Annotated in this window: 8 protein-coding genes, 1 rRNA gene and 15 pseudogenes; 18 read left to right on the top strand and 6 right to left on the bottom strand. The window is 36.6% G+C overall.

The window, feature by feature from the left end; all coding sequences use genetic code 11:
• The first annotated feature begins 197 nt into the window (after window positions 1-197).
• The 14 genes and pseudogenes from greB to hemN all read left to right on the top strand — a co-directional run bounded on the left by greB (window position 198) and on the right by hemN (window position 13,803).
• Entirely contained in the window at window positions 198-683 is a 486-nt protein-coding gene (gene greB / locus ARADI_RS15650) for a transcription elongation factor GreB (RefSeq protein ID WP_119712625.1), read from the top strand.
• A gap of 141 nt (window positions 684-824) precedes the next feature.
• On the top strand, window positions 825-1,544 hold the full coding sequence (ompR, locus tag ARADI_RS15655) for an osmolarity response regulator transcription factor OmpR (RefSeq protein WP_119712626.1): 720 nt from the start codon (window positions 825-827) through the stop codon (window positions 1,542-1,544).
• Window positions 1,541-2,866, top strand: coding sequence for a two-component system sensor histidine kinase EnvZ (gene envZ, locus ARADI_RS15660; RefSeq protein WP_119712627.1), 1,326 nt, complete (start codon window positions 1,541-1,543; stop codon window positions 2,864-2,866). Before ompR ends, envZ begins: the two co-directional genes overlap by 4 nt.
• A 265-nt stretch (window positions 2,867-3,131) precedes the next feature.
• Window positions 3,132-4,170: pseudogene (gene pstS / locus ARADI_RS15665) on the top strand (phosphate ABC transporter substrate-binding protein PstS).
• Window positions 4,171-4,266: 96 nt separating this feature from the next.
• Window positions 4,267-5,191: pseudogene (pstC, locus tag ARADI_RS15670) on the top strand (phosphate ABC transporter permease PstC).
• Between the two features lie 39 nt (window positions 5,192-5,230).
• Window positions 5,231-6,088 (top strand): annotated as a pseudogene (pstA, locus tag ARADI_RS15675) (phosphate ABC transporter permease PstA).
• A gap of 50 nt (window positions 6,089-6,138) precedes the next feature.
• Window positions 6,139-6,720, top strand: a pseudogene (locus ARADI_RS15680) (phosphate ABC transporter ATP-binding protein); the annotation flags it as partial.
• A 14-nt stretch (window positions 6,721-6,734) separates the two neighbouring features.
• A pseudogene (phoU, locus tag ARADI_RS15685) lies at window positions 6,735-7,456 on the top strand (phosphate signaling complex protein PhoU).
• A gap of 159 nt (window positions 7,457-7,615) precedes the next feature.
• Window positions 7,616-8,440: pseudogene (locus tag ARADI_RS15690) on the top strand (transporter substrate-binding domain-containing protein).
• Window positions 8,441-8,501: 61 nt separating this feature from the next.
• A pseudogene (locus tag ARADI_RS15695) lies at window positions 8,502-9,246 on the top strand (amino acid ABC transporter permease).
• Window positions 9,231-10,003 (top strand): annotated as a pseudogene (locus ARADI_RS15700) (amino acid ABC transporter permease). Before ARADI_RS15695 ends, ARADI_RS15700 begins: the two co-directional pseudogenes overlap by 16 nt.
• Window positions 10,004-10,180: 177 nt before the next feature.
• Window positions 10,181-11,492, top strand: a pseudogene (locus tag ARADI_RS15705) (NCS2 family permease).
• 289 nt (window positions 11,493-11,781) lie between these two features.
• Window positions 11,782-12,159, top strand: a pseudogene (gene yihI, locus ARADI_RS15710) (Der GTPase-activating protein YihI); the annotation flags it as partial.
• Window positions 12,160-12,429: 270 nt separating this feature from the next.
• Entirely contained in the window at window positions 12,430-13,803 is a 1,374-nt protein-coding gene (hemN, locus tag ARADI_RS15715; RefSeq protein WP_119712628.1) for an oxygen-independent coproporphyrinogen III oxidase, read from the top strand.
• A 45-nt stretch (window positions 13,804-13,848) separates the two neighbouring features.
• On the opposite strand, the pseudogene glnG reads toward hemN, so the two are convergent.
• The 4 pseudogenes from glnG to argE form a co-directional block, all read right to left on the bottom strand.
• A pseudogene (gene glnG / locus ARADI_RS15720) lies at window positions 13,849-15,277 on the bottom strand (nitrogen regulation protein NR(I)).
• Between the two features lie 9 nt (window positions 15,278-15,286).
• A pseudogene (gene glnL, locus ARADI_RS15725) lies at window positions 15,287-16,287 on the bottom strand (nitrogen regulation protein NR(II)).
• A gap of 163 nt (window positions 16,288-16,450) precedes the next feature.
• Window positions 16,451-17,870, bottom strand: a pseudogene (glnA, locus tag ARADI_RS15730) (glutamate--ammonia ligase).
• Between the two features lie 259 nt (window positions 17,871-18,129).
• Window positions 18,130-19,284, bottom strand: a pseudogene (gene argE / locus ARADI_RS15735) (acetylornithine deacetylase).
• 623 nt (window positions 19,285-19,907) lie between these two features.
• On the opposite strand from argE, the pseudogene oxyR reads away from it, so the two are divergent.
• Window positions 19,908-20,812, top strand: a pseudogene (gene oxyR / locus ARADI_RS15740) (DNA-binding transcriptional regulator OxyR).
• A gap of 34 nt (window positions 20,813-20,846) precedes the next feature.
• On the opposite strand, the gene sthA reads toward oxyR, so the two are convergent.
• Window positions 20,847-22,244: a Si-specific NAD(P)(+) transhydrogenase gene (gene sthA, locus ARADI_RS15745; RefSeq protein ID WP_119712630.1), complete on the bottom strand. Its 1,398-nt coding sequence runs from the start codon at window positions 22,242-22,244 to the stop codon at window positions 20,847-20,849.
• Between the two features lie 209 nt (window positions 22,245-22,453).
• Here sthA and fabR point away from each other — a divergent pair, with 209 nt between their 5' ends.
• Window positions 22,454-23,098 (top strand): HTH-type transcriptional repressor FabR, encoded by a 645-nt coding sequence (gene fabR / locus ARADI_RS15750; RefSeq protein WP_119712631.1) that lies wholly within the window; start codon window positions 22,454-22,456, stop codon window positions 23,096-23,098.
• 226 nt (window positions 23,099-23,324) lie between these two features.
• Here the strand turns inward: fabR and trmA are convergent, their stop codons facing one another.
• The gene (gene trmA / locus ARADI_RS15755; RefSeq protein ID WP_119712632.1) at window positions 23,325-24,428 is read right to left on the bottom strand and encodes a tRNA (uridine(54)-C5)-methyltransferase TrmA; all 1,104 of its coding nucleotides are present in this window, start codon (window positions 24,426-24,428) and stop codon (window positions 23,325-23,327) included.
• 340 nt (window positions 24,429-24,768) lie between these two features.
• On the opposite strand from trmA, the gene murI reads away from it, so the two are divergent.
• Together murI and ARADI_RS15765 are read left to right on the top strand one after the other, a co-directional pair.
• Window positions 24,769-25,608, top strand: a complete 840-nt coding sequence (gene murI, locus ARADI_RS15760; RefSeq protein ID WP_119712633.1) for a glutamate racemase — start codon at window positions 24,769-24,771, stop codon at window positions 25,606-25,608.
• Between the two features lie 442 nt (window positions 25,609-26,050).
• Window positions 26,051-26,323 (top strand): 16S ribosomal RNA (locus ARADI_RS15765); the annotation flags it as partial.

Here is a 26,323-nt window from a genome sequence, read left to right on the forward strand (position 1 = left end):
TTTATTCATCATTTTAGTTTCTTCAATACTTAAATAGGACGTAATTAACGACTTATGTGCGCATTTATACGTGTTGAAAATAATAATTTCCAGTTAACATTATATTTGGATATTAGAACTTGATGTAGTGAACGAAAACTTTTTATGAATTATATATAGTAATTAGTTTAAATTAAGGTTAATCATACTGAGTTTTTATTGTGAAAAATAATTATATTACTCGTGAAGGGTGGGACAACCTAGAACAAGAGTTGAAGTTTCTTTGGCGTGAGGAGCGGCCAAAAGTCACTCAAGCTGTATCAGAGGCAGCGGCGCTTGGTGATCGTTCAGAGAATGCAGAGTATATTTATGATAAAAAGCGATTACGAGAAATTGATCGACGTATTCGATTTTTATCTAAACGTCTTGAAGTATTAAAAATAGTTGATCCCGATCCTCGGCAGGAAGGTAGAGTTTATTTTGGGGCTTTGGTAAAACTACAAGATGAAAATGGTGGTATTAAAGTTTTTCGTTTAGTTGGGCCAGATGAATTTAGTCCGGCTAAAAAATGGATTTCTATTATTTCACCAGTGGCAAGGGAATTATTAGGTAAACAAATTGATGATGAAGTTACGGTGAATACGCCAAATGGTATTATTACTTATTGGATATTGGAAATTAATTATCAAGGAATTGAGTTGTGAATGATATAAAATTAAAAAAATCAATAAAATGTAAATATTAATCTAAAAAAGCCTAATAGGAATTAGTTATATTATTATTATTATCTTATTTGTTATTAAGACACTATATAGGGATCTTAAAAATATTTGTGGAGTCAAAAAATGCAAGAAAATTATAAAATTGTTGTTGTGGATGATGATATGCGTTTGCGCTCTTTACTGGAACGTTATTTAACTGAACAGGGTTTTCAAGTTCGTAGTACCGCCAATGCGGAGCAAATGGATCGTATTTTGACGCGTGAATCTATTCATTTGATTGTACTGGATTTGATGTTACCTGGTGAAGATGGCTTATCTATTTGCCGTCGTTTAAGAAGTCAAAATAATCCTATTCCAATTATTATGGTAACGGCAAAAGGTGAAGAAGTAGATCGGATTGTTGGATTAGAAATTGGGGCGGATGATTATATACCCAAACCGTTTAATCCTAGAGAATTAATGGCTCGTATTCGTGCCGTATTACGACGTCAAGCAAATGAGTTGCCAGGTGCGCCGGCACAGGACGAGGCGGTAATTCGATTTGGTAAGTTCAAACTAAATCTAGGAACAAGGGAAATGTTTCAAGATGATGAGTCTATGCCATTAACCAGTGGTGAGTTTGCGGTTTTAAAAGTGCTGGTCTCTTATCCACGTGAGCCTCTATCTCGTGATAAATTGATGAGTCTTGCTCGAGGGCGTGAATATAGTGCGATGGAGCGTTCGATAGACGTGCAGATTTCACGTCTACGTCGAATGATTGAGGATGATCCTACTCATCCACGTTATATTCAAACGGTTTGGGGGTTGGGTTATGTATTTGTACCAGATGGTAGTAAAGCATGAAACGATTGCGTTTTTCCAGACGTAACCCGTTTTCTCGTTCATTATTTGTTATTGTTACTTTACTGTTTGCTAGTTTAGTCACCAGCTATTTAGTTGTGCTTAATTTTGTTGTAATGCCGAGTCTTCAGCAGCTTAATAAAGTATTAGCCTATGAAATGCATACGTTATTAACAGAGAAAATTGAATTGCAAGATGGAAATATAATTTTAATGCCTCCATCATTTAAGAAGAAAATCTATAAAGAACTGGGTATTAATTTTTATACTGAGCCGCGTACCATGGCAAAAATCTTACGTTGGGCAAGACATTATGAGGAATTAAGCCAGCAGATGGCAGAATACATGGGTGGCAAGGCGGATGTTCGTCTTGAAATTGCCAAAGAGCATCCTTTTTTATGGTTAAACTCTTATCTTGCCCCAAATGTTTGGATACGACCGCCTTTAACTGAAATAGGACAGAATCAGTTCGCCGTTGTATTTCGTTATACATTGGTTATTTTTTTAACCATTTTTGCTGTTACATGGCTTTATATTCGTTATCAGACTAGACCATTATTTGTATTAGAAAGCTATGCCAAGCAAATGGGAAAAGGTGTCATGGTTCCAGCAATCAAGGAAGAAGGTTCATTAGAAATACGTTATGTCATCCGCGCTTTTAATCTTATGTCGTCAGGAATAAAAATGCTAGAAAATGATAGAACGATATTAATGGCAGGCGTGAGTCATGATTTGAGAACTCCGTTAACACGGATCCGTTTAGCGACAGAAATGATGAATGAAAAGGATCAATATCTAGCAGAATCAATTAATAAAGATATTGAAGAGTGTAATGCCATCATTGGGCAGTTCATGGACTATATATGTACAGGCAGGGAAATGAACATGGAGTTTTGTGACTTAAACAAAGTCCTACTTGAAGCTGTTAATGCTGAGAGTAGTTTCCTGTCTAATATTGAGACGCAGATTAGTTCATCACCTATCATTATTAATGCTAATGTAATTGCTATTAAACGAGCAGTAACCAATATGCTGGTTAACGCCCTCCGCTATGGAAATGGTTGGGTAAAAGTCAGTAGTGGTGTGATAAAAGATCATGCCTGGTTTCAGGTTGAGGATGATGGCGCAGGAATTAAAAAAGAAAGTATTCAACATCTTTTTCAACCTTTTGTGCAAGGTGAAAGGGCAAGAAGTAATGGTGGTACAGGACTAGGATTAGCAATTATTCGCCGAATTATTGATGCTCATGATGGTGAAATTATTATAGATAAAAGTAAACGGGGAGGGTTATCTATACGGGCAACTTTACCATTAATGGAAAAATAAAAATCTATATTTTTATTTAGCCGTAATTTAACGGAAATTTTATTATATTTTATGAAATCATATAATTATTTGATTTTGAAAATTTATTATATCGATATATAAGGCTATATTGTTAAATAAATTGATTATTTATTTAACAGTCATAAAACTGTCATAAATAATACATCTTTCTGTCATCTAACTAACCTATTTTTTCTTCATATTTTTTAACTCGCTACAATTAACAGAGTAATTTGTTTCTCTTTCATCTTAAATAGGAGAGATTATGAAATTGATGCGTTCTATCATCGTTAATATCATAGCCATGTTTTCTTTGACAGCCATGTCAGCTTTTGCGGCAACAAGCCTTACTGGCGCTGGAGCTACATTTCCCGCACCGGTTTATGCAAAATGGGCAGATAGTTACCAAAAACAGACGGGCGATCAGATTAACTACCAGTGGATTGGTTCATCCGGTGGTGTTAAAACAGATTATAGCTAAAACAGTCGATTTCGGTGCTTCAGATGCGCCTTTAAGTGATGAAAAACTCAATCGAGAAGGACTCATTCAATTTCCAACTGTGATTGGTGGTGTTGTTCCAACAATCAATATTTCAGGTATTCAATCTGAGCAATTGATATTAGATGGTAAAACATTGGCTAATATTTATTTAGGTAACATTAAAAAATGGAATGACCCCAAAATTGTTGAATTAAATCCAGGTTTAGCATTGCCGGCACAAAATATTACCGTTGTTCGCCGTGCTGATGGTTCAGGAACGACTTTTGTTTTTACCAGCTATCTGGCTAAGGTGAATGCTGATTGGAAAAATAAGATTGGTACTGGTTCTACGGTTAGGTGGCCAACTGGCATTGCTGGAAAAGGTAATGAAGGCGTTGCTGCCTTTGTTCAACGTCTACCTGGTGCTATTGGTTATTTAGAATATGCTTACGCTAAACAGAACAAATTAGCTTATACCAAATTAATTTCTGCCGATGGAGAAGCGGTGTCGCCAACAGCGAATAGTTTTAGTGCCGCTGCTAAAAAAGTTGATTGGACTAAAAACTTTGCACAAGATCTGACTAATCAGGTAGGACAAAATGTCTGGCCAATTACTTCTGCTACTTTTATTTTATTACATAAAGAACAAAAAAATATTGAGAAGGCAAAAGCAATATTGGCCCTCTTTGACTGGGCATACGATAAAGGCGATTAACAGGCTAAGGCTTTGGATTATGCTACCTTGCCGAACGAAGTGGTGGCCCATATTAGGGCGGCATGGAAAAGCAATATAAAAGACGCTAATGGTAATCCTGTATATTGAATTGAGCGTGGCATCAGCTGATAGCAAAAATCGCGCTCTATTATAAATGAACGATTATCCCCTTGTTATATAATGGGATTAAAATGAGAAAAAACAATATCTGAGAAGTTAACGACATATAAAGCACCGGGAAAAAAAGGCGATATTATTTTTGGTGCTCTCGTTAAACTAGTTGCACTAATTATTACACTATTAATGTTAAGTGGAATTATTATTTCTTTGATTATTGCATCGTGGCCAAGTATCGAAAAATTTGGCTTTTCATTTCTTTGGTCAAAGGATTGGGATATTCCTGCCCAGGAATTTGGTGCGCTAGTGACCATTTATGGCACGGTAGTAACGTCGTTAATTGCATTGATCATTGCAGTGCCTGTCAGTTTTGGGATTGCTTTATTCTTAACAGAATTATCACCAAATTGGTTAAAGCGACCGTTAGGTATTGCGATTGAATTATTAGCGGCCATACCGAGTATTGTTTATGGCATGTGGGGATTGTTTGTTTTTGCACCATTATTTACCACTTATTTTCAAGAGCCGATTGGTAACGTTTTGGCAGGTGTACCAATTATTGGTGAATTATTTGCAGACCCGGCTTTAAGTATAGTCATCTTAGCTGCTGACGTGATCCTGGCAATTATGATTATTCCTTATATTGCTTTAGTGATGCGGGATGTTTTTGAGCAGACCCCAGTTATGATGAAAGAATCTGCTTATGGTATTGGCTGCACAACTTGCGAAGTTATCTGGCATATTGTATTACCATATACGCGTAATGGTTTGATCGGCGGTGTGATGTTAGGGTTAGGGCGAGCTTTAGGGGAAACAATGGCAGTCACTTTCATTTTTCATGCCAGGAAATAGTATTACCTCTGCGTTGGCAAATGAGTTTGCTGAAGCGGAAAGTGGATTACATACCCCTGCATTAATGGAGTTAGGCTTAATTTTATTTGTTATTACTTTTATCGTGCTTGCGTTTTCTAAATTGATGATTATGCGTTTAGCGAAAAATGAAGGGCGCTAACAAGGTGACGGCAGATACAACAAAAACTATTGATATAATATTGATATTAAACAACGTCAACGTCGTCAGGCATAGCGGAGACAAAAAAATTGGATTGCACTGTTGCTCTCGATGATCACCATGGCATTTGGTCTATTTTGGTTAATTTGGATCTTGTTTACAACATTAACCAAAGGGGTTGAAGGCATGTCCTGGAGTTTATTTACTGAAATGACGCCACCACCAAATTCTACCGGTGGTGGATTAGCCAATGCAATTGTAGGTAGTGGTTTGCTGGTTTTATGGGCTACGGTGTTAGGCACACCCCTTGGTATTATGGCGGGTATTTATTTGGACGAATATGGACGTCGTTCTTGGCTAGCAGAAATAATTCGTTTTATTAATGATATTTTGCTGTCTGCGCCATCAATTGTGGTTGGATTATTCGTTTGTATGATTATCGTTGCCAGAATGCAGCATTTTTCTGGTTGGGCAGGTGTTATTGCTTTGGCCTTGTTACAGATCCCGATTGTTATTCGAACAACGGAAAATATGCTAAAACTGGTGCCAGATAATTTACGTGAGGCTGCTTATGCTTTAGGTGCACCAAAATGGAAAATGATTTTATCAATCATCTTAAAAGCCTCTTTTTCAGGAATTATTACCGGAGTATTAGTCGCCATTGCGAGAATTACTGGTGAGACTGCGCCTTTGTTGTTTACTTCACTTTCCAATCAGTTCTGGAGTACAGATCTCAGTGAACCGATTGCTAACCTTCCAGTAACCATATTTAAATTTACGATGAGTCCATTCTCAGAATGGTATCAATTAGCTTGGGCAGGTGTTTTATTGATTACTTTATGTGTATTGTTAATCAATATCTTAGCGTGTGTATTATTTGTCAAGAAAAAATATTAGTTCTTTAGTAACAGATGACAAACTTAAGAGATAAATTGATGATTAAAGTTGATGACATGGCAGAAGGTAAAATTTTGTTGGATGGCACTAATATTTTGACCGATGAACAAGATATTGCGTTATTGCGCGCCAGAGTAGGTATGGTTTTTCAAAAACCGACACCATTCCATTTCCGATGTCAATCTATGACAATATTGTTTTGGGGTGCGTTTATTTGAAAAACTTTCTCGCGCTGAAATGGATGAAATATGTTCAATAGGCGTTAACTAAAGCTGCCCTTTGGGATGAAACAAAAGATAAACTTTCGCATAGTGGTTATAGTTTATCAGGCGGTCAGCAGCAACGGTTATGCATTGCTCGTGGGGTATTGCGATCCGGCCAGAAATATTACTATTAGATGAGCCTTGTTCAGCACTTGAGCCTATCTCAACAGGACGTATTGAGGAGTTGATAAGTGAACTGAAATCGGGATATACCGTGGTAATGGTCACAGATAATATGCAGCAAGTTGCTCCGACTACACAGCATTTATGTATTTAGGCGAGCTGATTGAATTTAATGATACAGATACTTTGTTTACCACACCTACAGTAAAACAGACTGAGGATTATATTACTGGCCGCTACGGTTAATATAGGATATTACCATGGATAATCTGAATTACAACAAACATATTTCTGGCCAGTTTAATGCTGAGTTGGAGCATATTCGCACTGAATTAATGAAAATGGGTGGGTTGGTAGAAGAACAACTTAAAAATGCCATTGAAGCTTTACATAACCGAGATCAGAATTTGGCAAAAAAAGTGATATAGGATGATCAAAAAGTCAATATGATGGAAGTGGCGATTGATGAGGCTTGCGAGCGCATTATTGCTAAGCAGCAACCGACTGCCAGTGATTTACGTTTAATTGTGGCGATTTGAAAAACCATTGCTGAGCTTGAACGTATTGGCGATGTGTGGCTGATAAGATTTGTGAGGTTGCATTGGAAAAATTTTCTGAGCAATATCAATCGTTACTTGTTAGTCTGGAAGCTTTAGGCGGGCATACTATTCAAATGTTACATAATATGTTGGATGCGTTTGTCCGTATGGATCTGGATGCGGCAATTGGCGTTTATATGGAAGATAAAAAGGTTGATGAAGAGTATGAAGGTATTGTTCGCCAATTGATGACTTATATGATGGAAGATCCTCGCACTATTCCTAGTGTATTAACAGCGTTGTTTTGCGCGCGCTCTATTAAACAAATAGGTGATCGTTGCCAAAACATTTGTGAATTTATTTTCTATTATTTAAAAGGACAAGATTTTCGTCATTTAGGTGGGGATTTTGTAGAAAAAATGCTAACTAAGGGTAGTCATTAACACGCTTTTCAGCGATTATCAAATGTTTATTTTTTAGTTCATGGTTATTCCCTTTTGGAATAACCATAGATTTTTATATTATTTCATGTTCTAACTATGAATTGATAATTTGACTCGAATAAACATAAATATACAAAAAATTGACAGTAAAAGGTAATAGTGAAGAAATTCAATCTTATTGCAACTGTATTATCTGTCATATTAGCCTTGGTTACAGGGTTGGCAAAAGCAGATAAATTGGAAAGTATCAAAAAAGCCGGTGTGATCCGTATTGCTGTTTTTGATAGTAATCCTCCCTTTGGTTTTATTGATGCTAAAACTAAAAAATTGGGGGGTTATGATATTGATATTGCAGAAGCAATTGCTAAAGATTTTGGTGTTAAATTAGTATTGCGTCCAACTAATCCAGCGAACCGAATACCGCTATTGACAGTAGGTAAAGTGGATCTGATCGGTGCTAATTTTACCATCACCAACGAACGTGCTAAACAAGTTGAGTTTTCAATTCCTGATTTTGCTACTGGGCAGAAATTTATCGCACGTATTGGGGTATTAAAACCGCTGATGATATTATTCCTTTGCGTATCGGTGCAGATAAAGGAACCGTGCAGGAAGTTACTCTACGTGAACGCTATCCTAATACTAAAGTAATATCTTACGATGACACCCCGCTTGCTTTTGCTGCATTACGAAATGGCAATGTACAAGCTATTACGCAAGATGATGCCAAACGATTGGTTTATTGGGGAACTACCGGCAAAAATTAAAGCAGATTATGATATCTCACCTTTCAGTCTTACACGTGAATATCAGGCATTAGCAGCCGCTAAAGGTGAAACGAATTTGATTAAAGCGGTAAATAATACTTTATTGAAATTAGAAAAAAATGGTCAAGCAGAAATAATTTATAATCGTTGGCTTGGTTCAGAAACTAAAGCAGCACTATCTCGTGGTGATTTTAAATTTGCACTATTAGAAAAGTAAAAAATATTATTTTTAATAAAAATACCTAAATGAGTGCCTTCATCATAGATAGGTTGCATAAATGTTTGAACATTTTTTCTCTACCCAGCTATTAGCCCCTGAATATCTTGATTGGATTTGGCAGGGCTTACTCATTACTATTTGGATCTCATTTTGTGCCATAGTCGTCTCAACCCTACTAGGGTTTGTCGTCGTTGCTGCTAGAGATAGCCATACCGCATTTTTACGTTGGTTAGCAATTAGTTATATTTCACTATTTCGTAATACGCCATTATTAATACAGTTTTTTTTTTGGGTACTTTGCTGCTGGAACGATATTACCAGAATCAGTTATGCAATGGCTAAATACACCACATCAGCTGGCAATTCTCGATATTAAGCTCGCATGGCCATCATTTGAATTTTTGGCAGGTGTGATTGGTTTAACTCTCTACTCTACGCCTTTTATTGCTGAAGAATTAAGAGCCAGTATTTATGGTGTAAATCAAGGACAAAAATTTGCTGCATTAGCATTAGGTTTATCTGGCTGGCAAGCCATGCGTTATGTTGTTTTACCCCAAGCGCTAAAAATCGCGATGCCGCCTTTATTGGGGTAGTATATGAATATTGTAAAAAATTCTTCCCTAACCATGGCAATTGGTGTTGCTGAACTTTCTTATGTTGTTCGTCAGATTGAAAGTCAAAGTTTACAAACCTTTACGGCTTTTGGTGTGGCGACAATTCTTTATATTGCCTTGATGGAAGCTTGGAGACAATGGCGTCAGCAGCGTCTATTAAAAGGGATATTAACATGGATTTTACAGTGATTGCTGAAAATTGGCGCTATCTGTTATTTGGTATATTTCCTGATGGCCCTTTAGAAGGTGCAGCACTGACTCTGTTAATAAATTTATTAGCAGGAAGTATCTCTATTTTTCTAGGTATTGCTGGTGGGCAAATTTACTGGCAGCTGTGTTAGGTTTTTTTCGGGCTATACCTGTCATCATGTTAATTTTCTGGAGTTACTTTTTATTACCTGTTTTACTAGGTACGGATATTCCTGAATTGACGATCGTAATTTGTGCTTTAGTTTTGATCACATCAGCTTATTTAGCGCATGGAGTAAAAGCAGGTATTTTGGCTATAGGTCAAGGGCAATGGCAAGCGGGAATGTCGCTAGGTTTTACCCGTTGGGCGGTATTGTGGAATATTATACTACCATAAGCGTTACGGATGATGATCCCCTCTTTTATTAATCAGTGGATTGAATTAATTAAAGATACTTCATTGGCTTATATTGTGGGAGTGGCAGAATTATCATTTTTAGCCACTCAAATAAATAATCGAGAAATGATTTATCCAATGGAAGTTTTTCTATTTGTTGCTTTAATCTATTTCATTATGTGCTTTTCACTTGAGATAATAGCAAATCAAATCTTATGTCGTTTAGAAAAAATCGGTCGTCACAGGCTATATTATCAGGCAAGCAACCAAATCAGTTGGTTTATTTCTAATGTCCGTTATTCTATCTTATGCCTTTTAGAGGTAAATGAAAGATTGGTAACATGGGTGATTTATTTGTAGGTATTTATTCACTCTCTTTTTGATTCCACGAAGCATCATTTCAATGTAATGACTGTGTTGAATATTCATTCGCATTATTATGTCAGATATTGTTTTCTTTTTTCTGTTTTATAATTAACTATTTGGATTAATTTTATTGTAGTATAGAGCAAAAAAATTTTTTATTAGGCTAAATATATGAACAATACAGATCCGATCAGACAACAGAGTCTACTCCAGCGCATGTTTAAATTACATAAACATGGCACAACAGTTCAAACAGAAATCATTGCCGGATTGACGACGTTTTTTACAATGGTTTATATCGTTTTTGTTAACTCGCAAATTCTATCAATGGCGGGAATGGATATTAAAGCTGTTTTTGTCACTACCTGCCTGGTTGCAGCGCTAGGTAGTATTATGATGGGGATCGTCGCCAATTTACCGGTTGCTGTTGCTCCTGTGATGGGATTAAATGCCTTTTTTGCTTTTGTTGGTGCTATGGGGGCTATTCCTGGTAAGTGGCGATGGGAGCAATTTTCTGGGGAGCAGTTGGTTTATTTCTTTTAACGCTTTTTCATATTCGTTATTGGATCATTGCGCATATCCCTTTAAGCTTACGGGTTGGTATTACTAATGGTATTGGTTTATTTATTGCCATGATGGGATTGAAAAATGTTGGCATTATTGTTGCTAATCCAGATACCCTGGTGGCGATTGGTAATTTTTCCCAATCGAATGTGTTGTTGGGGATCTTGGGATTTTTTATCATTGTCGTGTTAGCGGCGCGCAATATTCATGCTGCGGTGCTTGTTTCTATTGTGATCACCACGCTGATTGGGATGATTATCGGTGATGTCCAATATAATGGTGTTTTTGCGCTACCACCTAGCATCATGACGGTTGTTAGACATGTTGATATGATTGGCTCACTAGATATTGCTTTGTCTGGTATTATTTTCTCTTTCATGCTGATTAACCTTTTTGATTCTTCAGGAACTTTAATTGGTGTTACCGATAAAGCGGGTTTGGCTGATAAGACAGGTAAATTTCCGCAGATGAAACAGGCGCTTTATGTTGATAGTTTAAGTTCGGTCGCAGGCAGCGCAATCGTAATATCTTCAGTAACTGCCTATATTGAAAGTAGCTCTGGGGTTGCTATAGGTGGACGTACTGGATTAACCACAATTGTAGTTGGCGCGCTATTTTTATTTCACCGCTAGCTAGTATGGTACCCGCCTATGCAACAGCTGGCGCACTGATCTATGTTGGTGTCTTAATGACATCGAGTCTAACACGTGTTGCGTGGCATGATTTAACCGAGTCAGTACCCGCTTTTATCACAGCGGTTATGATGCCTTTTAGTTTTTCCATCACTGCAGGTATCGCGTTAGGTTTTATTGCTTACTGTGTCATGAAAATAGGGACAGGACGTTGGCGTGAGATTGGTTTGGCAGTTGTTATTGTTTCGCTGTTATTTATTGCAAAAATTATTTTGGTTGATGTGTAATAGCATTAATAAATAACTGAATAATTTATTTACATTACTTCGATAATTATTATATCGAAGTTTTTATTTATTCTAATTTTACCGTATTTAGTATAAGTCATCCACATATCATATTATTGTGTTAAAGATAGAATTGAAAATCAGCAATGAGAGAAACCCGTTATGTCGGAGTATAAGAAAAAAGCAGCTAATAAGATGAAAAAAATCGTGAATCGCTAAATTTAGCCAGTCGTGAACGAAAAAAACAGAAAAAAACGTGGCCATATAGGCAGGTAGTAATCGTTATCAAGAAAGATCTGACGTACAAAATAACAATTATCCATCAATGGAGAAAGATCCGCGCATTGGTAGTAAGAAACCGATCCCTCTACTTATTAATGATAAAGAAGAAAAAACCTTAAATACCAACAAGCAAAAAATAAATAAGGTAGAAAAATCAATATTATCACCCGCAGAAGAGTTGGTATTATTGGAAAATGATGAACGTCTGGCCGCATTATTAACTGATCTTGAAGAAGGTAAAAAATTGGCCAAAGATGAAATGACTTATGTTTATAGTAAATTGGATCGCATTGATACTTTGCTGAAAATAGTTGGTATTGAGCTTGATGACGAAGAAGATGATGATAAACCAGATGATATTATGCGGTTTTTGAAAGGGAAGTAAGCATTGTTTGTTTCATAACTATTTAATATCAAAAATGGGTGTTATTGCCTGATAAAATAGTAATATTTATTACTGATTAATCATAAATAACTTATCAATAATTATCTTTGATTATCAATATTACTGATCTTAAATAGTTTTGTTAATTGGATTATTATCCCATTTATATCATCTTAAGATAATCTCTCATCAGTTAAGATAGTAGCAACAAATATAGTAATGTGAGTCTGGCTATAAGATAGCAGATAGTTATTATTGAAGGATAAAAATATGTCAAAGCAGGGTATTATTTGGGATCTTTCCCTTATTCAAAAATATAACTATGCTGGGCCCAGATATACATCTTATCCTACTGCATTAGAATTTAATCAACACTACAGTGATAGTGATTTTGCTATTGCTGCCAGTCGCTATCCTGACAGACCGCTGTCTCTTTATGTACACATTCCGTTTTGTCGTAAGCTGTGTTATTTCTGTGGTTGTAATAAGTTGGTGACTCGGCATAAACATAAAGTAGATAACTATCTGCTGGTTTTAGCAAAAGAGATCATAGAACAAGCGAAATTATTTACTAATCGAACTGTTATCCAAATGCACTGGGGCGGTGGGACACCAACCTATTTGAGTAAATCCCAGATCAGTCAACTATTGGCAATGTTGAAATCACATTTTCATTTTGCTACCGATGCCGAAATATCAATTGAAATTGATCCGCGAGAAATAAAATTGGATGTTATTGATCACTTGCGCTACGAGGGTTTTAACCGCTTGAGTATGGGCGTACAGGATTTTAATAAACAGGTACAGCATTTAGTTAACCGCCAGCAGGATGAAGATTTTATTTTCGCTTTGATTCAACGTGCCAGAGACGCGGGGTTTAGTTCTACCAGTATTGATTTGATTTATGGTTTACCGAAACAGACAGCGGAAACGTTTGCTTTTACTTTAGAGCGAGTATTAGCCCTTTCGCCTGATCGTTTAAGTGTGTTTAACTATGCCCATTTACCGGCTCTGTTTGCTGCACAACGCAAAATAAAACCGCAACATTTACCTACAGCGGAACAAAAACTGGCTATTTTGCAGCAAACGATTTTCACCTTGACACAAAATGGTTACCAATTTATTGGTATGGATCATTTTGCTAAACCTAACGACGAACTGGCTATTGCACAACGTAATGGGGTTTTACATCGTAATTTTCAGGGCTATACCGCTCAGCAAAACTGTGATCTACTCGGACTTGGCGTGTCAGCAATTAGCATGTTAGGCGATCATTATGCACAAAATCAAAAAGATTTAAGCGCCTACTATCAGGCCATTGAAAATCATCAACATGCATTGTGGAAAGGTTTATCTTTGACACAAGATGACTGTATTAGACGTGATGTCATTAAAACTTTAATCTGCAATTTTCATTTAGATTATGGTCAAATTGAAGATTGCTATCAAATTGATTTTAAAAATTATTTTTCTGCTGATTTACAGTTATTACAACCGATGATAGCAGATGGTTTGGTGAATGTTGGTCAAAGACAGCTACAAATTACCCCTAAAGGTCGATTATTAATCCGTAATATATGTATGTGTTTTGATATTTATTTGCGTAACCAAATGCGTCAACGTCAATTTTCACGTGTGATTTAGTTGGTTACAGAGGATAGTCTAGCTGTACATTTCAGCTCTTTTTTACTACCCAATACCAAATTCTTTCAATTTACGAGTAATAGTATTTCTCACCCCGCCCAGTAAGCGAGCGGCTTCTTGTTTATGGCCTTTGGTATGGATTAAAGTGCATCCAAGGATTGTACGTTCAATCTGCGGTAAAACTTCCTGTAGTAAATCCTGTTTATTATTTTCGAGTGTGGTTTTTGTCCAATTGGCAAGTGGATCAAGCCATATTTCGTTATTTGCAGCAGGTTTCTTTTTAGGCGAATAGAGAAATTGTTGATTTTGTTGCAAATCGCTTGGCAAATCTTGCGGCAATATTACTTGGCTGGAAGACATCACTGTGAGCCAACGACAGACATTTTCTAACTGGCGTACATTACCCGTCCAAGGTAAAGACATTAAGATAATTTCTGTCTGTGGCGCCAAAATTTTGCTATCTACGCCAAGTTCTTGTGCTGTTTGGCGTAAAAAATGGCTGGCCAAATGTGGAATATCTGCAGTCCGTTCACGCAATGGTGGAAGCTGAATGCGGATCACATTGAGGCGATGAAAGAGATCTTCTCTAAATTTGCCTTCTTGTACCAATTGCTTAAGGCATTGGTGGGTTGCGGCAATAATACGGACATCAACTTCAATCGGTGTATAACCACCAACCCGATAAAACTGGCTTTCAGCCAATACGCGTAAAAGGCGGGTTTGAATATCAAGTAGCATGTCACCAATTTCATCGAGGAAAAGTGAACCACCATGCGCTTGTTCGAAGCTCCCTTGCCTGACCTGGCTGGCGCCAGTAAAAGCGCCTTTTTCATGACCAAATAACTCAGATTCAATCAGATCTTTAGGGATAGCCCGCCATATTTAACGTAATAAAAGGCCCTGCTGCTTTAGGGCTATGGCGATGAAGTGCATCCGCAATTAACTCTTTACCAGTGCCTGACTCACCATTAATAAGTACACTAATCGAGGAGCGGGATAAGCGACCGATAATTCGATAAACTTCCTGCATGGCTGGTGCTTCACCTATAATCTTGGTGACAGGAGCGGTCGGAAAAGAATTTGCTCCGCTATTCGATTGTTGACTGTGATAATAATTAAGTGCGCGTTCAACCAACGATATCGTTTCGTCAATATCGAAAGGTTTTGGCAAGTAATCAAAAGCACCTTGTTGGTAGGCATTAACTGCGGTATTGAGATCTGAATGGGCAGTCTTAATGATAATCGGTAATTTAGGATAACTTTGTTTAAGTCGTATTAGTAATGATAATCCATTGTTTTCTGGCATATAGATATCAGAGATTAAAACATCCGGACAGGTTTTCTCTAATGCAGCCAGTATACTTTGAATATCTTCAAAACTCCGACATTCAATGCTAGCATTATTTAACGCTCGTTCTAAAACCCAACGAATGGCATTATCATCATCAACGATCCACACCTTACCTTTTTGCATATCAGTTACCTAATTCTTAATAGGAAGATAAATCGAAAATTGTGTACGGCCAGGCCAACTGGAAAATTCGATCCTGCCAGCATGCTGGTCAATAATATTTTGTGCGATTGAGAGTCCTAAGCCATTGCTACCTTTACGATGATTGACCCTGGGATAGAACAGCGTATCTTGTATCTGTGACGGGATGCCTGGACCATTATCTTCAATATCGATCCGGGCAGCAAGTCGATACGTTTTTCCATGTAACGTCACTTGAAATGCGGTGCGAGTCCGTATATAGTCAAGGTTCCTCCGTTTTCTTCCATTGCTTGTATTGCGTTTTGGCTTAAATTGAGTAATATCTGTTCAATTTGTTCCGGATAGTGTGGAAACTCAGTTAAACTGGGATCATAGTCTTTTATTAATTTAATATTTTCCGGTAGCGTAAGCGATATTAAATGGTAAGTACGCTCAACAACTTGATGAATATTCTATTTTGTTTTTGCGCCAGGATGTTAGGGGGTCAAGTAGACGATCAACTAAATTACGCAAGCGATCCGCCTGCTCAATAATAACCCGGGTATATTCCAACTGATCAGAATTAGAAAGGGTTTTGGCTAACAGCTGAGCTGCTCCACGTAAACCACCTAATGGGTTTTTTTATCTCATGAGCTAAAGTACGGATTAAGTAACGTGATACGCTTTGTAATGATTGTTCTTGATCTAAACGGCGATGGTGATTGACTGGCGAAAATTCTAGCAAAATAAAGCATGGGGAAATGGGCTGCGCACTGATAGTCACGATATAAGAGTGATTATTAATAACCAGAATAACGTCATTATCGGTAAAGCTTAGATTTTTTTTGCATTAAATCCATATTAAGCGAACAATAATCAAACAGTACCGGTGTACCTAGTAATTTTTTTTAGCTAGCTATTGGTGGCTAGCCATGATTAGCGTAATGGATAATGAGTTCATTATCGAGTAATAGAACATTATACAATAAACAATCTAAAATATGATCGCCAATTGGTAAATTTTCACTTGGTCTTACTCCTACACGTTTTTAGTGCATATTAACATATTTGAGTATAAACCAAGAGTTTTTGTTCAATTATTATGCAGAAAAAACCTCATCAAAAGATGAGGTAAATATTACAACACAACAAAAATACTCAGCGGAGAATAGCTTATCAAACGCTGTAGTATATTTCAAACTCTAATGGGTGAGGCGCTATCCTAATACGTTGAACATCATCTTTTAATAAGTTGATATAAGCGTCGATCGTTTCGTCAGTAAATACTTCACCCTGCTTCAAAAATTCCCGGTCAGCATCTAATGCCTGTAGCGCTTCTTCCAGTGAACTGGCAACGGTTGGGATCTCTTGTGCTTCTTCTGCGGGTAAATCATATAAATTTTTATCCATTGCTTCACCCAGATGAATTTTATTAATAATTCCATCGAGACCGGCCATCAATTGTGCTGTAAAGGCTAAGTACGGATTGGTAGCCGGGTCTGGGAAATGAACCTCAATACGCGATGCTCTAGGATTAACAACGATTGGAATGCGAATAGAAGCTGAACGATTACGTGCGGAATAAGCCAACATTATTGGTGCTTCAAAACCTGGCACCAGACGCTTATAAGAATTGGTGGTTGGATTAGTAAAGGCATTTAAAGCTCGCGCATGTTTAATAATACCGCCAATATAATAAAGTGCCATTTCAGATAGCCCGCCATATTTATCACCGGCAAACAAGTTGCTGCCATTTTTTTCCAGTGACATATAACAGTGCATACCAGAGCCATTATCACCCACTAGTGGTTTTGGCATAAATGTTGCTGTTTTACCAAAAGAATGGGCAATATTGTGCACCACGTATTTGTATATTTGTGTTTCATCGGCCTTTTTAGTCATGGTATTAAAACGGGTAGCAACCTCGTTTTGGTCTGCGGTGGCAACTTCATGGTGGTGTGCTTCGACAATTAATCCCATTTTGTCCATGGTGGAACACATAGCGGAGCGCATATTTTGTGAAGAGTCAACGGGAGGGACTGGAAAATAACCACCTTTAATGCTTGGCCGATGACCTTTATTGCCATCTTCTGCCATCTTCATAATGTGCGCTAGAATTCCAGGCTGCTTCAACATCATTGATATGATAATAAGCACCAGAAATATTGTTACTAAAGCGAATATCGTCAAACACAAAGAATTCAGGCTCAGGTCCAAATAATATCGTATCTGCAATACTGCTACTACGTAAGAAATTTTCGGCGCGTTTAGAAATTGAACGTGGATCTCGTTAGTAGCCCTGATGAGTGTGGGGCTCTAGGATATCACAGCGAATAATTAAGGTTGAATCACTAAAAAAAGGATCTAATACTGCTGTCTCTGGATCAGGCATAAGCATCATATCTGACTCATTAATTCCTTTCCAACCAGCAATTGACGAACCGTCAAACATTTTACCTTCTTCAAAGAAATCTTGGTTAATTTGGTGAGCAGGGATAGTAATATGTTGTTCTTTACCTCTGGTATCGGTAAAGCGTAGATCAATATATTTAACATGGTGTTCTTTGATCATGGATAAAACATGCTCAACAGACATAAAGATTCTCCTGATTGGATCCTATTTTGAACATAGCGCCAAAAAGTTTTACTATAGTTAATTATTCATTATGCGAAAATCATGCCAAATTTTCATAATTGATAATAAATGCTTTTTTAATGATTTATTAGTAAATAATCATAAATCGAATAATAAATTGCACTATTTTTGTGCAAACTGGGTGCTATTAAAGCACAATCATGGTGTGGTAATCGAAAAAAAGATAGAGCTGGTCTTATTTTATTCTCTATTTAGTGGTTTATTTTTTCAAGCAAAAATGGGATATCATTTGTGAAAGTAATTCAATTGTCGGTTTTATATATTTAAGTTCAATAAATTTATCAGGTTGGTGAGCCTGCTCTATCGAACCTGGCTCTAATATTAATGTTGGGCATCGCGTTTGAATAAAGGGTGCTTCGGTGCAATAATTAACGGTTTTAGCTTTCTTATCTAATAAATTTTCAATTATTTTCAGCATTTTATGATTTACAGGGCATTCAAAACCGGAAATAGGCGGATGAAGTTCCTCGATAGTTAAGCGACCCGGCCAACGATGTTTAATCGGTTTAAGTGCGGCATGTAACAATTCATCCAAATTTTTTAGTGACAGACCCAGGTAGTGGGCGAATATCGATATGTAATTCGCAACACCCACAAATTCGATTTACTGCATCACCACCATGAATATGTCCAAAATTCATTGTTGGGTAGGGAATATCAAATGCCTTGTTATGGTAATTGGTTTTTAGTCTATTTCTAAGCATGATTAACTGACTAATAGTTTCATGCATTAACTCAATCGCATTGATACCCTGTTCCGGATCACTTGAATGGCCAGATTGACTGGTAATACGAATGGCATTGGCAATATGCCCCTTATGAGCGAGAATGGGTCGCAATGAAGTTGGTTCACCAATAATTGCTAATTCAGGCTGAATTTCAGCAGTTGCAGCAAAATAATGTGCTCCGGCCATGGTGGTTTCTTCATCAGCGGTTGCTAGAATATAGATGGGATGCTGTAACTGATCAATATCGACATTGCGTAAAGTATCAATAATAAAAGCGAAAAAACCTTTCATATCCGCGGTGCCTAAACCATATAACTTGTCGTTATATTCCGTTAATTGGAAAGGATATTTTGTCCAGCGCCCGTCATCAAAAGGAACCATATCAGTATGCCAACAAAGTAGTAATCCAGCCTCTCCTTGGCCAAAAGTAGCCAGTAAATTGAATTTATGGCGGCTATCTGGACAGGTTGAATGGTTATTTTACCACCTAGCGTCGTAAGCCATTCTGCCAGTAGATTAATTAATGTTTCATTACTTAGATCACGTCTTGCATCTATAGAACTAATTGATGGTATGGCAACTAATTGGCGGTATAACTCAACAAATGTGGGCAGTTTGCTTTTCACTGTTGTCAGCCTTAATGACTAAAATTTCAGTACTCATCCATTTCATTAAATAAAAATACAACAATTAATGTTAGTTCAGTGTACAAGATTTATTAATGAGAGGGTTGATGATACTAATTTTTCCTTTCAATTGATAACAATAATATATACAGGATAAAGGAAAATTAATGGCGTATGGGATCGTCGATTAATATATTTCGATATAAATATTTTATTTAAAAATTAAAAAATATTTGCTTTAACATAATAATATTATTGATGAAATAATTATTTCAATATATCGATTTAAATTCAGCAATGACCATTTATTTGATCATAAAAGTTCAGTGAAGTCTTTATTGGTGATGTTTTCAATCGATGCTTAGTGAATCTGAATTTCAATAAATAGGGTGTTGAAGCATTGATTTATGGTCGCAACTTAGTTGTGAAATATTAGCTGCTTAGTAGAATCAGTTATTGACGCTAAACAATTCACCACGAAAGCGTTTAATTTATTCGTTTTTGTCTATGAATTATGAAGATAAATTTTTTTGCCGAATTTTTTCGTTGATAGGAAAACTGGATCCATTATGATTAATAGATAGGTTGATTCTATCAAATTTCTATTTAGGGAAGGAGTAGGCATGAATATTCGTGATTTGGAGTACCTTGTTGCATTAGCTGAGCATAAACATTTTTGGCGTGCTGCAGAATGCCTGCCATGTTAGTCAACCGACCCTCAGCGGTCAAATTCGTAAATTTAGAAGACGATTTAGGTGTTATGTTATTAGAGCGGACAAGCCGAAAGGTTCTGTTTACTCAGCAGGGGTTATTATTAGTTGAACAAGCCAGAACAGTATTGCGAGAAGTTAAAATACTGCAGGAAATGGCTTCCTTACAAGGTGAAAGCATGTCAGGCCAGTTACACATAGGATTAATTCCTACTATCGGTCCTTATCTTTTACCTCACATCATTCCAGAATTACACCGTTTATTTCCTAAATTGGAGATGTATTTACATGAAGCACAAACACACCATCTGTTAGCGCAATTAAATAATGGCAAACTAGATTGTGCAATATTAGCGCAAGTGAAAGAGACCGAAGTTTTTATTGAAATTGCTCTGTATGAGGAACCTATGCGATTAGCTATTTATGAAGGGCATCCATGGTTCAATCGTAAGGAAATTGAAATGCGTGAGCTGGTTGGACAGAAATTACTTATGTTGGAAGATGGTCATTGTCTACGTGATCAAGCGATAGGATATTGTTTTTAGGTCGGGGCAAAAGATGATACCCACTTTTGCGCCACCAGTTTAGAGACATTACGTAATATGGTGGCAGCCGGAAGTGGTATAACACTATTGCCAGATTTATCTGTACCGAAAGAGATAAAACGTGATGGTGTATATTATCTTGATTGTATTAACCCTGTTCCTTCACGTTCGGTTGTTTTAATTTACCGTCCTGGTTCACCGCTTAGAAGTTGTCACGAGCAGTTTGCTGAGGAAATTCGTAAACAAATGTATCGATACTATAGTAAAAATTAATTGTTTACTTACTACTAATATTGGGCTTATTGGGTTAAAACAGACGGTTTAACCCATTTAGTGCGGCAACCCGAAATGCTTCTGCCATAGTTGGATAATTGAAGGTAGTATTAACAAAATATTCAATAGTATTACCTTCACCTTTTTGCTCAATAATTGCCTGGCCAATGTGAATAATTTCTGCTGCACGCTCACCGAAACAGTGAATACCTAAAATTTTTAATGTTTCGCGATGAAATAGGATCTTTAAACTGCCTACATTCATCCCTGCAATTTGTGCTCTGGCTAAATGTTTAAATTGAGCACGCCCGACTTCATAAGGAATTTTCATGGTAGTCAATTGTTGTTCTGTTTTACCGACAGAACTGATTTCTGGAATGGTGTAGATCCCGGTAGGAATATCCTCAATTAAATGGGTATCGCTGTGGCCCGTTGTTATCGCGCGGGCAGCGAGACGACCTTGATCATAGGCCGCTGAAGCTAAACTGGGATAGCCAATAACATCGCCGACAGCATAGATATTTTCCTTATGAGTACGATAGGTAGCGTCAACTTTAATCAGACCTCGATTATCAATAGGAATAGCGATATTTTCTAAATTTAGATTATCGGTATTTCCCGTACGGCCATTAGCATATAATAGACAATCGGCTTTAACCTTTTTACCTGACTTCAGATGAATAATTACACCATCATCTGTTCCTTCGATTTTTTCATATTCTTCATTATGGCGAATAACAACACCATTATTCCAAAAATGGTATGATAAAGCGTCTGACATTTCTTGGTCTAAAAACGATAGAAGGTGATCACGGGTATTAATAAGATCAACTTTTACCCCTAACCCTCTAAAAATTGAAGCATATTCACAGCCAATTACTCCTGCACCATAAATAATAACATGGTGGGGTTCATGATTTAGAGTTAAAATTGAATCACTATTGTAAATGCGTGAATGCTGAAAATCGACATCGGGTGGACAATACGGACGAGAGCCGGTTGCGATAATGATTTTTTCAGCATATAGAGTATCGTAGGTACCATCTTTATAAAGAACTTTTAAAGTATGTTGGTCAATGAAAGAGGCTTCACCGGCAAACATTTTGCAACCATTTCGTTCGTAAAATCCTTGCCGCATATGTGTTTGTTGATTAATTACGGTCTCGGCTTGTTTAAGAATGTCGGAGAAAGAAGAGCGTAAAAGCCGGGATTTATCACTATATAATGGATTTTGATTAAATTCGATAATTCGGCTAACAGCGTGCCGAAGCGTTTTAGAAGGAATGGTTCCCCAGTGGGTACAACCACCACCAATTTTATTATAACGTTCAATGACTGCGACTTTTTTCCCTTGCTTTACCAACCCCATTGCTGCACCTTCTCCCCCGGGGCCGGAACCAATAACGATAGTATCAAATTGAATCTGTGGCATTCGGTATAACCTATTATTAAATACGAATAGACAACTCAGATTAACATTATCTTCTTTAATTAAGCTTAAATATAAGATTCAGGCTTTACATTTTAATAAATAACAGAAATTCCTTATATACTAGTTAAACTTAAGGACACTGCAAATCTGTTAAAATTTGGTATAGTAGCCTTTAGTTACACTATTATCGAAGAGGTATATTAATTACTGTGAGTAATATTACAGGCGTCAGAGCAAAGCAGAAAGAAAAAACGCGTCGTTCTCTGATAGAAGCGGCTTTTAGTCAATTGAGTGCTGAGCGTAGCTTTACTAGTCTCAGCTTACGTGAAGTTGCCCGAGAAGCGGGTATTGCACCGACTTCTTTTTATCGACATTTTCGTGATGTTGATGAATTAGGATTGACCATGGTTGATGAAAGTGGTCTTATGCTCCGTCAATTAATGCGTCAAGCACGACAGCGTATTGCAAAAGGTGGCAGTGTTATTCGAACATCTGTTGCTACTTTTATGGAATTTATTGGTAATAATCCGAATGCCTTTCGATTATTGCTGCGTGAACGTTCAGGTACATCATCGGCTGAATTTCGTGCGGCAGTTGCCAGAGAAATTCAGCATTTTATTGCTGAATTGGCCGACTATTTGCAACAGGAAAGTAATATGCCTCGGTATTTTACTGAAATTGAAGCAGAAGCCATGGTTACTATAGTATTTAGTGCGGGGGCAGAAGCATTAGATATTGATCAGGAAAAAAGGCAGCTTTTGGAAGAGCGATTAGTTTTACAGCTTAGAATGATCGCCCGAGGAGCCTATTATTGGTATCGTCGTGAACAGGAAAAACATAATATTAAATTATAAATAATTTTTTGCAGTAAACCAAAAATTGCAATTATTTATTGGTGTTTTCTATATTAGTTTTTTAAATGACTTTTAATATTATGAATGTTAGAGAAATATTGTCTATACCAATATTATTTAATATATTCTTAGAATAAAAATAATATTAGCTATCATTAGATAGATTTTTTGCTGTTATGACTTATAAAATAAAACGCCATATTTTTAAATGGCGTTTTTATCTCATTCAAATATGTTTTTTCTCAAGTAAAACACCGCATTCAATATGGTGGGTATAAGGAAATTGATCGAATAACGCTAATCGATCAATTTTATGAGTGTTATTGAGTATATTTAAATTGTGACAGAGTCTATTAGGATTACAGGATATATAGAGAATACATGGATATTTTTGTACTAATTCAAGCGTTTTTTCATCTAAACCACAGCGAGGCGGATCGATCAAAATAGTCTCACATTTATAACTTGTTAAATCAACATCTTCAAGGCGTTTAAACTGACGTTCACCTCGTATTGCTTGGGTAAAGTCTTCTACTGACATTCGAATAATTTTTACATTATTAATTTTATTAGCTTCAATATTATATTGAGCCCCTGCTACTGATGGTTTTGCAATCTCGGTTGCCAGAACACGATTAAAATTTTGTGCTAGTGCGATAGAAAAATTACCGTTTCCACAATAAAGCTCCAGTAAATCACCTTTTGTGTTTTTAGTAATATTAATCGTCCATTCTAACATTTTGATATTTATTCCGGCATTGGGCTGGGTAAAACTATTTTCAATTTGGCGATAGATAATTGACTTACCTGAAATAGGTAATACCTCATCAATATGATCCTGTTCTAATATAATTTTTGTTTTTGCTGCGCGTCCAATAAGTTGTATATCAAAACCTTGATTAATTAGAGCGCTACGTAATTGTTTAGCTTGTTCAATCCATTCTTGTTCCAATTTTTTATGGTAAATTAATGAAACAATAATCATATTACTTAATGTTGATAAATAATCTACTTGGAAGAGTTTATACCGTAAAAGCGGTTTAGTTTTAATTAATGGAATTAAAGCAAGCATCATTTGATTAATTAATTTACTAGCGCTAGGTAATTGATCAACTCTTATACGTTGTTTAGTCGTTTGATCAAACATTATATGAAATAAATCTGGTCCTTCATGCCAGAGGCGAAATTCAGCGCGCATTCTATAATGGGAAAAATCAGAACGAAAAATTTCTGGCTTAGGTGCATTAAAAGGCAGCATAATACTGTTTAAATATTTGATTTTTTCAGCTAACTGCAAGTTGTATTGGGTAATTGACAAATTATTTAGCATGTATTCAGACTCATCTTGATAAAAAATTTTCTTTCGTGAGATTGTAGGGAAAGAGAAAGAGAAGTCTAGCTTTGGTGCACGATTTATAGATAGTAATTACAAAGGTTTTTCTAAAGCTTATTTTTTTGAATATTGATAATAAGAGTCGTAAAGTTTTAGTTCTTCGATATTGGACGGTAATGCAAAAATAAAAATAGGTTATAATATTGTCTTAAAACAATTGGAAAATTATTACAACTGCACAGGATTCATTCAATCTATTATTACTGTATAATTACTCATGACTATTTTTACTAACAATTCTCTTATCAGCATATTGTTCATTATTATGATGAAATGAATGAAAAATGAAATAAAAAAAGTAACCTTTGCTCAGCGGAAAACGGCTTGGCCAACTATTCTAATTTTTGATTCTGGTGTTGGTGGGTTATCTATTTATCGTGAAGTCAGACAGCTATTGCCAGATTTACACTATATTTATGCTTTTGATAATGATGCTTTTCCTTATGGAGAGAAAAGCGCAGAATTTATTATTGAACGTATTATTCGCTTCATCGATCAAATTCAACAAAAACATGCGTTAGCAATAGCAATTATTGCTTGTAATACGGCAAGTACGGTCAGTTTGCCTGTTTTAAGAGCGCATTTCCAATTTCCAATTATTGGGGTTGTTCCCGCAATAAAACCAGCAACTAAATTAACTCGCAATGGTGTTATTGGATTATTAGCAACTAAGGTAACTGTTAGTGGAAACTATAATAGAGAACTGATCGATCGATTTGCCGTTGATTGTAAAGTTGAGATGATCGCTTCATCAGAATTAGTCGAATTAGTAGAAAAAAAACTTCATGGTCAGGTAATCTCAAAAGAAGCGTTAGTGTGCATTGTAAAACCGTGGTTAAAAATGAAAGAACCCCCTGACACCATTGTGCTCGGTTGTACACACTTTCCGTTATTATCGGCAGAACTAAAAGAAGTGCTGCTTGACGGAACCAGACTTATTGATTCAGGCGCTGCAATTGCCAGACGAGCGGTTTGGTTAATCAATAACCATCAAAATTTGATTTTAACAAAAAGTAAAAATATCGCCTATTGCACTAAAATGGATATTGAAGCTGAAAAGCTTATTCCTGTACTAATAAATGAAGGTTTTAATCGGTTAGAAAAAATTTCTATTTAAGCCTTAAGCCGATTTGTTGAAATATAAACCAATTAGACAAATTTTTTTAAATAACGGTTGCCAGCTGCGTAAAACTGCCTATAATGCGCCGCCACTGAGTCAGTATAGAACGAATCAATTGAATTATCTTGACGCATGGTAAAGAAAAGTAGAAATAACCACTTGACTTTACAGGTGAAAAGCGTAACATACGTCACCTCGCGGCCCAGGTCGAACGCTCTTTAACAATTAATCAGACAATCTGTGTGGGCACTCGCAAGACATCATCAAAAAATATTTGATTTTAAAGTCTTGAAGAGTGACAAAACAGTTAATTCATATATGAACTAATATGCAGTAACGTTATTTTGGTCGGCAGCGGCGAAGGTGGTCAAACATCGGCAAAGCAAGTTTAACAAAAGGGCGTTACGGTCAGTAAAACATTCTTTGAGCATCAAGCTTTTAATTGAAGAGTTTGATCATGGCTCAGATTGAACACTGGCGGCAGGCCTAACACATGCAAGTCGACCGGCGGACGGGCGAGTAAAGTATGGGGATCTGGCCGAAGGCGGGGGATAACCACTGGAAACGGTGGCTAATACCGCATAATCTCTAAGGAGCAAAGTGGGGGACCATAATGGCCTCACACCTTCGGATGAACCCATATGAAATTAGCTAGTAGGTGGGGTAAGGGCTCACCTAGGCGACAAATATGCCTCGGTATTTTACTGAAATT

Origin of the sequence: Arsenophonus endosymbiont of Aleurodicus floccissimus (assembly GCF_900343025.1) — a bacterium.
GTDB lineage: Bacteria > Pseudomonadota > Gammaproteobacteria > Enterobacterales > Enterobacteriaceae > Arsenophonus.

What these genes read in the sequence shown, in the direction of transcription:
- ompR (WP_119712626.1), top strand. Translation starts at nt 825, where the DNA reads ATGCAAGAAAATTATAAAATTGTTGTTGTGGATGATGATATGCGTTTG.
- envZ (WP_119712627.1), top strand. Translation starts at nt 1,541, where the DNA reads ATGAAACGATTGCGTTTTTCCAGACGTAACCCGTTTTCTCGTTCATTA.
- hemN (WP_119712628.1), top strand. Translation starts at nt 12,430, where the DNA reads ATGTCAAAGCAGGGTATTATTTGGGATCTTTCCCTTATTCAAAAATAT.
- sthA (WP_119712630.1), bottom strand. Translation starts at nt 22,244, where the DNA reads ATGCCACAGATTCAATTTGATACTATCGTTATTGGTTCCGGCCCCGGG.
- trmA (WP_119712632.1), bottom strand. Translation starts at nt 24,428, where the DNA reads ATGCTAAATAATTTGTCAATTACCCAATACAACTTGCAGTTAGCTGAA.
- murI (WP_119712633.1), top strand. Translation starts at nt 24,769, where the DNA reads ATGAAAAATGAAATAAAAAAAGTAACCTTTGCTCAGCGGAAAACGGCT.